We start from the raw sequence: 12,589 nt of genomic DNA, 5'->3' as shown, positions 1-12,589 counted from the left end.
AAACATTGGAAAAGTTGGTGATCGAAGGCGGGAAACCTCTCTCGGGAACCATACGGATTCACGGCGCGAAAAACGCAGCATTGCCCGTTCTTGCCGCAAGCATCATGGCAGAAGGAACACATACCATTGAGAACGTACCTGATCTGCTGGATATCCACGTTATGCTGGACATTTTACGCGCCCTGGGCTGTAGGGCGGAGCTTAGGGGCGACACCGTGACCGTGGATACGTCGTCGGCCAATTCTTCTCATATCCCGGAAGAATTAATGAAACAAATGAGATCGTCTGTTTTTCTTATGGGCCCGCTGTTGGCGAGGTTCGGTAAAGTACAGATTTATCAGCCGGGAGGCTGCGCCATCGGTGAACGGAAAATCAATCTCCATCTGCAAGGGCTTCAGGCACTTGGGGCCGTAGTGGAAGAGTCGGGCCATACGATCGTTTGTTGGGCCAAACGGTTGAAGGGCGCTGATATCGTGCTGGATTTTCCTAGCGTTGGAGCTACAGAGAATATTATGATGGCGGCCGCCATGGCGGAAGGCATTACGACGATTTACAATGCGGCCAGGGAACCGGAAATTGTAGATCTGCAAAATTATTTGATCACCATGGGTGCCAAAATGATCGGTGCCGGAACGGATACCATCACGATAGAAGGGGTCCCGAAACTGACTCCGACGACCTATAAAGTCATTCCGGACCGGATAGTGACGGGGACGATGATGATGGCGGCCGCGGTTACAAGAGGCAATGTGACTCTGGAGAACGTAAATCCCGCTCATTTGACATCCGTTACCCATGTGCTTAAGCGGGCAGGTGTTCAAGTGACTACGGACGATGATATAATAAATGTAACCTGCCATACGCGGCCGAAAGCAGTCGAACGGGTAGTAACGGCGCCTTATCCTGGCTTCCCTACCGATTTACAGCCCCAAATGATGGTTCTGCTATCTTTGGCGGAAGGTATTAGTATAATTAAAGAAACGATATTCGACGGTAGATTCAAACACGTTGACGAATTATCCAGAATGGGGGCCGATATTCGCACTGATTTGAACTCCGCCTTTATTCGCGGTGTGCCGCGGGTATATGGCGCAACTGTCGAATCAACCGATTTGAGGGCCGGTGCGGCACTGGTGATAGCCGGTCTGGCTGCGCGCGGCACGACGGTCGTCGAGCAGGTGCATCATATTGATAGAGGCTATGATAGAATTGAACTGTTGCTCGGCCAACTGGGAGCCAAGGTAAGCCGGTATACAGAGGTTCCCAGCAAATCCCTCTTATCTTGACCATCAAGGCTGCTCCGAGTCCCTTCCTGACTGTAGGAAGGGATGAGGACGTTTTGCAGCCGGAGAACCAGGAAGGTGTTAAGTTGTCTGTGGAACTCAAAGTGCCCGCGATCAAACCCGAAAGGCCCCGCAGAAGCGGGGGCCGGAGGCTGATTGCTCTTCTAGTCGTTTTTTTTCTGACGGTGTTGGCCATTCTGTTTTTTCAATCTTCCATAAGCAAAATTTCGGTTATCGAAATTTCCGGCAACGAGATGGTGCCCTCCGAGCAAATTGGACAAGCCTCCAATATTCAGATAGGCGACAGCTTTTTTCTGATAGATACTCATAGAACCGCAGAACTTATCCGCTCTCTGGATATGATTGAAGAGGTGGAGATCACCAAAAATTTCCCCGGGGAAGTTACGATCAAGGTGAAGGAATACAAAAGGGTAGCCTATCAAATCAACGCTGACGGCGAGAGGGAAGCTTTGCTGGCTGACGGCAGTGCCTTTCCGATCCAGGATCGGCCTATTCCTCTGGATAAACCCATTCTGAGCGGCTGGGCGAACGATAATCCGATGAAGCTTAAGCTATGCGCCGTATTAGCCGACATTCCCGATCCTTTGCTCGCAGATATTTCCGAGATCGTCCCAGAGCCGACAGCTGCCTATGAGGATAAGATCAGAATCTATACAAAGTCGCAATATGAGGTATCCACACGAATCCAATATTTGCAGGATAAGCTGCAATATTTGGGGGTTCTGATCGCCGAATGGAGGGAGCAGGGTGTTCTGTCCGGAGAGCTGATTTTAATGGAGCAAGACAGGGGAATTCCTTTTGACAACAACGAAAACTCCAAGGCTTCCAAAGGACAAAAAGATGCTAAAAAAAGATAAAAATAGACTACTCTTTGGTAGTCAATAATGATAAAATTGATATTATGGAATTTCTGTGACGATAGGAATAATTTACTATATAAAAAATCGCTAAAAAAAGAGGGAATACAAGAACCATGTTGAATATGTACAGAGGTCTAAATAGACTGCAATACGGACAAGCAACAGGAGGTGCCTAGGATTGAGCAACAATGACGTCATAGTCAGTTTGGACATTGGTACTTCCAAGGTTCGAGTCATCATCGGGGAAGTAGCGAACGGATCGATCAATATCATTGGAGTCGGCTCCTCGGAATCCGAAGGCATTCGCAAAGGTTCCATTGTCGATATTGATCAAACCGTACAGTCAATACGCAATGCGGTCGACCATGCGGAGCGCATGGTGGGCATCCAAATATCAGACGTTTATGTCGGCATATCCGGCAACCATATCGGCTTGCAAACTAGTCACGGCGTAGTTGCTGTCAGCAACGAGGATCGTGAGATCGGAGAGGAAGATATCGAACGGGTGCTTCAGGCGGCGAGAGTAATTGCCCTTCCTCCGGAAAGGGAGATCATCGGAGTCGTTCCCCAGCAGTATCTGGTCGATGGCCTGGAAGGGATTCAGGATCCCAGGGGAATGATTGGTGTACGCCTGGAAGTGGAAGCTACGATTATCACCGGTGCCAAGACGGCTATACATAATCTGCGTCGTGTCGTGGAGAAAGCGGGTCTTAACGTGGCTGATCTCGTTCTCATGTCCTTGGGAGCGGGGACAATGACGCTGTCCAAGGACGAGAAGATGATCGGGACAGTACTTGCTGATATCGGAGCGGGTGCTACGACGATTTCCGTATTTGAGAATGGTACCCTGGCAGCGACTTCCACACTTCCTATCGGGGGAGAATTCATCTCGAACGATATTTCCATCGGTCTTCACACACAATTGGAGAATGCGGAGAAGATCAAGCTTAAATTCGCCTGTGCCGCCGTGAAAGATTCGGCAGCGGATCAGGTCTTTAAGGTGCCGAGGATCGGCAGTAATACGGAGAAGGAATTCTCCCAAGTAGATCTAGCCAACATTATAGAGCCTAGAGTTCGAGAGATGCTGCAATTAATCCGCGCCGAAGCGGCCCGCATGGGTTACAGCGATCCTCTCGGCGGATTTGTGCTCACCGGCGGAACGATGTCCATGCCGGGAATGTTGTCGGTAGCCCAGGAGGAGTTGGCCACATCGGTAAGAATTGCCGCACCCGATTATATTGGCGTGCGCGATCCATCCTATACCAGCGGCGTCGGCATTATTATATTCCTCACTAGATCGTTCCGTACACGCAGTGCTGCAGCAGCCCCCAAGAAAACAGTCCCCAAGAAAAGCCAGTCCAAACAACCGGGGTGGTTTGAAAGATTCAAAAACTGGTTAAGCGAACTTATCTAGTACTAATTCTATAAGATTGCAGCAGCCGGTGTTAGGCCTTATTCAAGTGTTTCAACAGTATGGGTGAGGAGGATAATAAGCGCTATGTTTGAATTTGATTTGGAATTGGATCAAATGGCCACTATTAAAGTAATCGGTGTTGGCGGCGGTGGAAGCAACGCTGTCAATCGAATGATAGAGAACGGAATTCAAGGTGTAGAATTTATAACGGTCAATACGGATGCGCAGGCTCTAAATCTTGCGAAATCCGAAACCAAGCTGAAGATTGGCGAGAAACTGACTCGCGGCTTGGGTGCGGGTGCGAATCCGGAGGTCGGTAAGAAGGCGGCTGAGGAATCCCGCGAAGCGATTACCCAGGTGCTGAAAGGGGCCGATCTTGTTTTCGTTACTGCAGGAATGGGAGGCGGAACGGGTACGGGGGCAGCTCCGGTTATTGCCGAGATCGCCAAGGAATGCGGTGCGTTGACAGTCGGCGTTGTTACCCGTCCGTTCACTTTCGAAGGGCGCAAGCGTCAAGCCCAGGCGGAGCTCGGAATTTCTACCCTTAAGGAAAAGGTCGACACTCTGATTGTCATTCCTAATGACCGCCTGTTGGAGATGGTAGACAAGAAGACTCCTATGATAGAGGCATTCCGCGAAGCGGACAACGTTCTTCGTCAAGGGGTTCAAGGGATTTCCGACTTGATCATGGTACCAGGTTTGATAAACCTGGATTTTGCCGACGTTAAGACCATCATGACCGAGAGAGGCTCAGCTTTAATGGGAATCGGCATGGGAACCGGCGAGAACCGCGCTGCGGAAGCCGCCAAGAAAGCAATTATGAGTCCTTTGCTTGAAACGTCCATCGAAGGGGCCCGCGGGGTTATCATGAATATTACCGGCGGTTCCAACCTGAGCTTATATGAGGTCAATGAGGCTGCGGAAATTGTATTTGCCGCTTCTGATCCTGAAGTGAATGTCATTTTCGGAGCGATCATTGACGAGAGCTATAAAGAAGAAATTAAAGTAACGGTTATTGCGACCGGCTTCGAAACGAAGCCTCATTCTTCGTCGCCGCGCAAGCAGCCGGGACAATCCGATGCAGCTCCAGAGCCGACTCGGACGCCGAATATCCGTCCTTTCGGGACTCAGCCAAGCAGCGATCATCTGGATATTCCGACCTTCTTGCGCAACCGGGGTAAGAATAACCTTGAATAGTTTATTTGCCGACCAGCCTCTTTTGTTTCCAAGTGAAGCAAGAGAGGCTTTGTTGTTGTTTTCGTTTGGAGCTTTTTTTACCACATAAGGAATCTTTAATTGCTTTACAACGTTAATGTGGTGTAACCAAAGATTCCTGTTGGCATAAAAAGCAACCTCTAATACCGGGTTATTCTTCTTCAGTTCCGGGGCTCCCCGCAAAGTACCCGGAATACACTTCGAAGGTCATACGTCACTTTGTGGGTCCGTTTGGAGCTTTTTTTATTTCAGCTTGGGTTATTTCCTTGCAATTTTCGCATATACTTTTCTAACTTCGACAAAAAAACTGTGGATGGTACATCACAGTTAGACAGACTTTGGAGGGGGAAAGGATTATACTGGGGTCATCCGTCGCGATAAGGTAGGAGGATAGGAGAGTGGTAGTTTATGTGGATCTTATTTTCCTATTTAATTTCATCATTGACGGGGCTCTGCTGCTGACGACAGCTTGGACAAGAAAGCTGGATATCCGATGGCACCGGCTGGCAGGTGCAGCCGCTATCGGGGCGTCCTATACCGTCTTTATGCTGATCCCCGAACTCTCCGTGATGTATACCTTTATAGCTAAAGTCCTTTTTTCCGCCGGGATGATTACAACCGCTTTCTCTTACCGCGGACTGCTTCCGTTCCTTCGGAATCTCGGAATGTTCTATGTCGTCAATTTCGTAGCTGCCGGAGGACTTTACGGATTACATTATTTCTTCCTCCCCTCGTTAGACGTCATGAACGGGATTCTGGTCACTTCATCCGGGGGGCTGATATTTCCCTTCCAAACCCATTTATGGATAGTCGGACTGGGTTTGGCCTTTATTCTTTTTTTCTATTTGCGTGTGTTTCAAGGGGCGAAACGGAAAGAGGAATTGACTGCTTATATAGCCGAAGTGGTCATCAAGCTGGATGATCTGACTCTGACCTGCAAGGGACTGATCGATACCGGTAACCGCCTCTACGATCCGCTGACGAAAACCCCGGTAATGGTTGTAGAGACATCCCTATGGGGAGACCGGCTGCCGGAGAAATGGGTGCGCCATATTCGCCGTTCTGAAGTGGACCGGATGGTGGCGGCCATGCAGGAGGAGGATTTTGAGTGGCCGGACCGGATACGTCTCGTTCCTTACCGCGGAGTCAACAAAGCAACGCAATTCATGCTGGCGGTGAAGCCGGATGAGGTCTCGCTTAGCTACAACGATAAGCATCTGGTAACCAGCAAGGTACTGATCGGATTGGATGCGGGCAAGCTGAGCGCTGACGGTTCATATGAGGCGATTATTCATCCGGATCTTGTCGTCTCCCGGGAAGAGGGAGGAAGTTTGAAGGTAAGAGAGCAGGGAAGCCTTAGCCCGGCAACGAAGATGGATGGGAAATTAGCGACGGAAGCTGAAGTCAAAAAGCCGCTTAACCTGCCGATGGATTAAGGAAGCAAGCTCTGGAGGAGGATGTGCCCAATGCTTTACAAATGGAAGCTGACGCTGCAAATTTACTATTACCGGTTATTGCTGATGATCGGTTTGAAAGGCGACGAAATTTATTACATTGGCGGAAGTGAAGCGCTGCCCCCACCTCTGACTCGCGAGGAAGAAGAGTTTCTGCTGCAGAAGCTGCCATCCGGAGACGCTGCCATCCGGGCGATGCTGATTGAACGAAATTTGCGCCTTGTCGTATATATTGCAAGGAAATTCGAGAACACCGGAATCAATATCGAGGATTTGGTTTCGATCGGGGCGATCGGACTGATCAAGGCCGTGAATACCTTCGATCCGGAGAAAAAGATCAAGCTGGCCACCTACGCCTCCCGCTGCATCGAGAATGAGATTCTTATGTATCTTCGCCGCAACAGCAAGGTCCGCACCGAGGTTTCCTTCGATGAGCCTCTGAATATTGATTGGGATGGGAATGAATTGCTACTATCCGATGTGCTCGGCACTGAGAATGATACCATATACCGAAACATTGAAGAGCAGGTGGACCGCAAGCTTCTGCATAAAGCTCTGGATAAATTGTCCGAGAGGGAGCGGGTCATTATGGAGCTTCGCTTTGGCCTGCAGGACGGCGAGGAGAAAACGCAGAAGGATGTGGCCGATTTGTTGGGAATTTCCCAATCTTATATTTCACGGTTGGAAAAGCGGATCATCAAACGGCTGCGTAAAGAATTTAACAAAATGGTTTGAGCTTACAAACGGCTCCGTTGGGCCGTTTTTGACTGCTGTGGCACAGCCTTATGCCCATTTAAGGGCTCGTTCATACGCGCATAAAAAATGATCCCAAGGAGATAATTAACATTAATGTTGCTCCTTGGGAGGTAATCACGGTGACACGAAATAAAGTCGAAATCTGTGGTGTGGATACATCAAAACTTCCTGTGCTTACAAATACGGAGATGCGGGAGCTTTTTGTCCAACTGCAAACACACAATGATCATACTGCAAGGGAGAAGCTGGTCAATGGCAATTTGAGATTGGTTCTGAGCGTTATCCAGCGATTCAACAACCGCGGAGAATTCGTGGACGATCTGTTCCAGGTAGGATGCATCGGCCTTATGAAAGCCATTGATAATTTCGACTTAAGCCAAAATGTGAAATTTTCAACCTATGCCGTCCCGATGATTATCGGCGAAATCAGGCGCTATTTACGGGATAATAACCCGATCCGAGTGTCGCGTTCCCTCCGCGATATTGCCTACAAGGCTTTGCAGGTGCGCGATAATCTGACAAATATGAATTCGCGGGAGCCGACGATTTACGAAATTTCCGAAGCTCTGAATGTTCCTAAAGAAGACGTAGTGTTCGCTCTGGATGCTATTCAGGACCCGGTCTCGCTGTTTGAGCCGATTTATCATGACGGGGGAGATCCGATATACGTCATGGACCAAATCAGCGATGATCGCAACAAGGATGTAACCTGGATCGAAGGGATTGCTCTCCGGGAAGGAATGCGCAAGCTCAATGACCGGGAGAAAATGATCTTGTCCATGCGGTTTTACGATGGCAAGACGCAAATGGAGGTTGCAGAAGAAATCGGTATTTCTCAAGCTCAGGTGTCCAGACTTGAGAAATCAGCCATATCGCAAATGCAAAAGCATGTTAAAACCTAAGAGGTTTTAAACAAAACCGGCCTTCCCTGGAGGAGGCCGGTATTTTATTTTCCCGCAAACAGGACATTTTCCCCAGGCAGCACATATATTTAAATAGTGGCAGCTTCAATCCGAACCGTAAAATGACAAGGATCGTGGTGAGGCGAAGTGAAGATTTCCGATTTTCAATCGAAGGACGTAATCAACATTGTAGACGGCAAAAAGCTGGGGGTCATCAGCGATCTGGAGCTGGATCTCCGGCAAGGCCGTATCGAGTCGATTGTCGTTCCGAACAACAGCAAATTTTTCGGGTTATTCGGCGGAGGGACCGATGTAGTCATTCCATGGCGAAATATCGTCAAGATCGGCATGGATGTCGTACTGGTCAAGCTGGATGAATCCCGACCGTACCGGGTGGCGGATGAGGGAGACCCCCAGGCCGAATACCGGCCTGCCTACAGGGAAAGATAAGCAGGCTTGTGCGGGGCGCCCTGGAGAAAGGTAGTATGCCTGTTCTGCGGGGCTTCGTTCCGGACGGAACCTGTGATACTATGGATAGAGGGATTAACGATTGGACAGGGGGAGAGGGTATGGAGCCTTTTCAATGGATTACAGAAGAACCGGACAAGCCGAAATTGTGGTCAATCCAGTCTTGGACGGACCGGTATCCGGAGCTGACTGCCGGATTCACTTCGCGTTTGGGCGGAGTAAGTGAAGGGGTCTTTGCCTCTCTCAACTTGGGACTTCACGTGGATGATCGTCCCGAAGACGTTATACATAACCGGAGCCGGGTAGCGGCTGCGGTCGGTGTTCCGTTGGATCGCTGGACATACGGCGAGCAGGTGCACGGGACAGAGGTTGCGGTCATAACGGAAGAAGATGCGGGCAGGGGGACAAGAGACCGGGAGAGCGCCCTGCAGGAAACCGACGCATTCATAACCGACCGCAGGGGAATCGTGATGGCCGCATTGTTTGCCGATTGTGTTCCTCTATACTTCTATGATCCCGAGCATCGGATTACGGGAATCGCTCATGCGGGCTGGAAGGGCACCGTTGGCCGGATAGCTTGGCATACCGTACACAAGATGAAGGAAACGTTCGGCAGCAAGCCTGAGCAGATACTGGCTTGTATTGGGCCTTCTATCGGCCCCTGCTGCTATGAGGTGGACGAACGGGTGGCTGAACGCGTTCGGGGGCTTCTCGCCTGGTTGGAGAACGGAAAACTAATCGAACAACAGGATAATCTGCTGCGGGAAACGCAGAAAACAAATAAATTCATGCTGGACTTGCAACAAATCAACCGACAAATTATGATAAAAGCAGGAATATTGCCATCTTGTATCGAAATATCTAAGTTATGTACCAGTTGCCGAACGGATCTTTTATTTTCCCATCGTAAAGAACAGGGACTAACCGGCAGAATGATCGCTTGGATTGGATTAAGATGAGACGAAGACAGAGGTGAATCCAGATGAATCTGCAGGAAAGAGCCGAACAGGTTCGTTTCCGGATTGCAGAAGCTTGCCGGAGAAGCGGCCGGGATAGGGACAGCGTGGAAATAATAGCGGTAACGAAATACGTATCCCTCGATACCGCCCGCGCCGTCGTCGATCTTGGGTTTGATAAGATTGGAGAAAACCGGTGGCAGGATGTCAAGCCGAAATGGGAAGCTCTAGGTTCCCGGGTCGAATGGCATTTTATCGGACATCTGCAGACGAATAAGGTTAAAGATGTAGTTGGTAAGTTTCGTTATATCCATTCATTGGACAGGCTTTCCCTGGCGAAGGAAATCAATAAGCGGGGAGAGGCGATGGACACCGTTGTGGATTGCTTGATCCAGGTCAATATTTCCGGCGAGGAAAGCAAATACGGACTGAGTCCGGAACAATTTTTTCCTTTCATAGAGCAGGTTAGGTCGTTTCCGTTCATACGTGTTGCCGGATTGATGACTATGGCCCCCTATGAGAGCGAACCGGAGGACACCCGTCCGGTGTTCCGCGGGCTGCGCCAGCTGCGGGATGAATGCAATCAACGAGCACTTCTGAAGGAAGAGATCCGGCATCTCTCGATGGGGATGTCTAACGATTTTGAAGTAGCGATAGAGGAAGGAGCGACATGGGTTCGTTTAGGTTCGATTCTTGTCGGCAAGGAATAATAGGAGCAGGGAGGGAATTTGTATGGGAGTCATGAACAAATTTTTGAACTTTATCGGACTGCAGGAAGAGGAAGAGGTCGTAGAGAAGGAAAGGGGTGCGGATTCGACCCCCGATCCCGAACCGAATATGTTCGACGGACGTAAGAATAAAAACAATATCGTCAGCATCCACTCGCAGAAGAACATCCGCGTTATCCTTAGCGAGCCCCGTTCGTATGACGAAACCCAAGACATTGCAGATCATCTCCGCTCACGCAGGCCTGTCGTCGTAAATTTGCAGAGGCTCCGCTCCGATCAGGCGATACGGATCGTGGACTTTCTGAGCGGGACAGTCTATGCGCTGAATGGCTCCATATCCAAGATCGGTCCGAGTATCTTTCTATGTACCCCCGATACCGTGGAAATCCAGGGATCGATTAAAGACTCGATAGAAGATGAGGCGGACTACAACAAATAGAGGTGAACAGTTTGAATCTTTCTGATATAAACAGTTTAATTGGCACGCTTATTCAGATCTACACGTATCTAATTATTGCTTACGTACTCTTGTCGTGGCTGCCTAATGCGCGTGAAAGCTTCATTGGAGAGCTGCTCGGTAAGATAGTGGAGCCCTATCTGTCGATCTTCCGCAAGTTTATTCCTCCGATTGGCGGCATGCTTGACCTGTCTCCTATCATCGCCCTTATTGCCCTGAGGTTTGTCGGCTACGGGATTTTTGCAATCATTGAGATGATTGTAGGAGGATTTTAGGAGCATCTATGGTTAATTCGTTGTTTGCACATTTTCATCCGGATGAGCATCCCTTCGTAGATAGAGCATTGGAATGGGTGGATAAGGCAGATAACCGCCATACGGCGAAGTTAACGGACTTTCTCGACCCGAGGCAGATTTATATTCTCCGGACACTTGTGAACCGTTCGTCGAATACGGCTCTTCATATGAATGGAGGATATGCGGAAGCCGAACGTCAAAGGGCGATCATCGCTCCGGACTATCAGGTCATTGAGCAGGATGAATTCGGTTTGGCTGTCCTATCCGTTGATTCCGGCAAGGGAGGCGGCGGATTGGACCACGGAGATTATATGGGAGCGATTCTCGGTCTGGGGATCAAACGGGATAAGATCGGAGATATCCATGTGCATGAGCATGGCTGCCATTGTGTCGTCGCCGAAGAAATAAGCGATTATATGCGCCTGCATCTCCACCAAGTACATCGTGTCCATGTTCAGACGGAAATTATTCCGATAAGCCGGTTGGAACCTGCCCGGACCGTCCTGGAAGAAATGGAATTCACGGTGGCTTCTTTACGTTTGGACGGGATTGTTGGAGATGCCTTCCGCTTAAGCCGGGCTAAAGCATTGGTTCCGATCAAAGCAGGACGATGCCGGGTCAACTGGAAGGTGATTGAGGATCCCAGCCAGGTGCTTAAAGCCGGAGATGTCGTCTCGCTGCAGGGATTCGGCCGTTTTCGGGTGCTGGATATTGAAGGATGGACGAAAAAAGGCAGGCTGAGGATCCGAATTGGCAAGTATCGCTAATTTTTTTGGCCTCAGTGCAGGATTTTCGCCAGTTCTGTCGAATACTCTACGATGAATATCAAGCCGTGTTTAGAACGTACATATTGTGGAGGTGCAGTATGCCGTTAACGCCTTTGGACATACATAACAAGGAATTCAAGAGAGCTTTTAGAGGATATGATGAGGACGAGGTCAATGAATTTCTGGATCAGGTTATTAAAGATTACGAGGCCTTGATTCGTGAAAATAAAGAATTGATGCAGCAAGCTCAAGCTTTGCAAGAAAAGTTAGACCACTTCGCCAATATCGAAGAATCGCTCAGCAAGACGATCATAGTTGCCCAGGAGGCGGCGGATGAAGTCAAGACGAACTCCAAGAAGGAAGCGGAGCTGATTATTCGGGAGGCGCAGAAGAACGCGGACCGGATCATCAACGAGTCCCTGGTCAAGTCCGGCAAGGTCGCTCTGGAGATTGAGGAGCTGAAGAAGCAGGCCGCCGTCTACAGAACGAGATTCCGCACACTGCTGGAGGCGCAGCTAGAGCTGCTGAATGGCGATAGCTGGGATGTTCTCGAGGGCAAGACGGGAACGGAGGAATAAACCGGCCAGAGTAAACCGGCCAAGAGTCCGACGACTTCGGCTTGCCGTTTTTCAATGGCCGGCAGCCGGCTTCTTCATCAACTCGATGAAACTCTCCTCAAGTTGACTGGCTTATCGAATTTCGTTATACTCCATAATAATACTAACATTTGCCGAAAACGATGACTGGAACGAGTACGGCGCAGGAGCGGAAACAGCGAATTAGGGGATGGTGCGAGCCTAATATTCGTGAAGCGTCGGAATATCATCCAGGAGTATTCTCTTGAAAGGTTCAGTAGAGAGCGTCGGGTGATTCCGTTATCAATCCCTGAGTGAGTTCCGGATAGAATGGCTGTATAATTGAGCCTATTAATTCGGAGCTTAAGAGGGTGGTACCGCGAGCATCTCTCGTCCCTTTGGGGATGGGAGTTTTTTTGTTTTTTCGATATAGACAA

Annotated in this window: 14 protein-coding genes and 1 other annotated feature; all 14 genes read left to right on the top strand. The window is 49.5% G+C overall.

Annotation, left to right across the window (positions count from 1 at the left end):
- Positions 1-5 precede the first annotated feature (5 nt).
- The 14 genes from murA (at position 6) to ACTHRH_RS00100 (ending at position 12,155) form a co-directional block, all read left to right on the top strand.
- The gene (gene murA, locus ACTHRH_RS00165) at positions 6-1,286 is read left to right on the top strand and encodes a UDP-N-acetylglucosamine 1-carboxyvinyltransferase (RefSeq protein ID WP_144935852.1); all 1,281 of its coding nucleotides are present in this window, start codon (positions 6-8) and stop codon (positions 1,284-1,286) included.
- 89 nt (positions 1,287-1,375) lie between these two features.
- A complete protein-coding gene (locus ACTHRH_RS00160; protein ID WP_225312715.1) occupies positions 1,376-2,161 on the top strand; it encodes a cell division protein FtsQ/DivIB in 786 nt (261 codons plus the stop codon).
- Positions 2,162-2,342: 181 nt separating this feature from the next.
- Positions 2,343-3,578 (top strand): cell division protein FtsA, encoded by a 1,236-nt coding sequence (gene ftsA, locus ACTHRH_RS00155; RefSeq protein WP_144935859.1) that lies wholly within the window; start codon positions 2,343-2,345, stop codon positions 3,576-3,578.
- Positions 3,579-3,662: 84 nt separating this feature from the next.
- The gene (gene ftsZ / locus ACTHRH_RS00150; RefSeq protein WP_144935861.1) at positions 3,663-4,775 is read left to right on the top strand and encodes a cell division protein FtsZ; all 1,113 of its coding nucleotides are present in this window, start codon (positions 3,663-3,665) and stop codon (positions 4,773-4,775) included.
- 416 nt (positions 4,776-5,191) lie between these two features.
- Complete coding sequence (spoIIGA, locus tag ACTHRH_RS00145) at positions 5,192-6,229, top strand: sigma-E processing peptidase SpoIIGA (protein WP_144935864.1); 1,038 nt, start codon at positions 5,192-5,194, stop codon at positions 6,227-6,229.
- Positions 6,230-6,259: 30 nt separating this feature from the next.
- Positions 6,260-6,982: an RNA polymerase sporulation sigma factor SigE gene (sigE, locus tag ACTHRH_RS00140; protein WP_144935867.1), complete on the top strand. Its 723-nt coding sequence runs from the start codon at positions 6,260-6,262 to the stop codon at positions 6,980-6,982.
- A 140-nt stretch (positions 6,983-7,122) separates the two neighbouring features.
- Positions 7,123-7,905, top strand: coding sequence for an RNA polymerase sporulation sigma factor SigG (gene sigG, locus ACTHRH_RS00135; protein ID WP_144935870.1), 783 nt, complete (start codon positions 7,123-7,125; stop codon positions 7,903-7,905).
- Positions 7,906-8,052: 147 nt separating this feature from the next.
- Positions 8,053-8,355 carry a YlmC/YmxH family sporulation protein gene (locus ACTHRH_RS00130; protein ID WP_144935873.1) on the top strand — a complete coding sequence of 101 codons (303 nt, stop codon included), beginning with the start codon at positions 8,053-8,055 and terminating at the stop codon, positions 8,353-8,355.
- A gap of 35 nt (positions 8,356-8,390) precedes the next feature.
- Complete coding sequence (gene pgeF / locus ACTHRH_RS00125; protein WP_440413516.1) at positions 8,391-9,332, top strand: peptidoglycan editing factor PgeF; 942 nt, start codon at positions 8,391-8,393, stop codon at positions 9,330-9,332.
- A gap of 23 nt (positions 9,333-9,355) precedes the next feature.
- The gene (locus ACTHRH_RS00120; RefSeq protein ID WP_144935876.1) at positions 9,356-10,039 is read left to right on the top strand and encodes a YggS family pyridoxal phosphate-dependent enzyme; all 684 of its coding nucleotides are present in this window, start codon (positions 9,356-9,358) and stop codon (positions 10,037-10,039) included.
- 22 nt (positions 10,040-10,061) lie between these two features.
- Positions 10,062-10,496 (top strand): cell division protein SepF, encoded by a 435-nt coding sequence (locus ACTHRH_RS00115; RefSeq protein ID WP_144935878.1) that lies wholly within the window; start codon positions 10,062-10,064, stop codon positions 10,494-10,496.
- Positions 10,497-10,507: 11 nt separating this feature from the next.
- A complete protein-coding gene (locus ACTHRH_RS00110) occupies positions 10,508-10,789 on the top strand; it encodes a YggT family protein (protein WP_225312713.1) in 282 nt (93 codons plus the stop codon).
- A gap of 8 nt (positions 10,790-10,797) precedes the next feature.
- Positions 10,798-11,577 (top strand): RNA-binding protein, encoded by a 780-nt coding sequence (locus ACTHRH_RS00105; RefSeq protein WP_440413513.1) that lies wholly within the window; start codon positions 10,798-10,800, stop codon positions 11,575-11,577.
- A gap of 98 nt (positions 11,578-11,675) precedes the next feature.
- A complete protein-coding gene (locus ACTHRH_RS00100) occupies positions 11,676-12,155 on the top strand; it encodes a DivIVA domain-containing protein (protein WP_144935884.1) in 480 nt (159 codons plus the stop codon).
- A 152-nt stretch (positions 12,156-12,307) separates the two neighbouring features.
- Positions 12,308-12,553: a binding site (T-box leader), on the top strand.
- Positions 12,554-12,589 lie beyond the last annotated feature (36 nt).

It is taken from the genome of Paenibacillus sp. SAFN-117 (assembly GCF_051966115.1).
In the GTDB taxonomy this organism is placed as follows: domain Bacteria; phylum Bacillota; class Bacilli; order Paenibacillales; family NBRC-103111; genus Paenibacillus_L; species Paenibacillus_L residui.
This window is presented reverse-complemented; position numbering and strand designations above follow the sequence as displayed.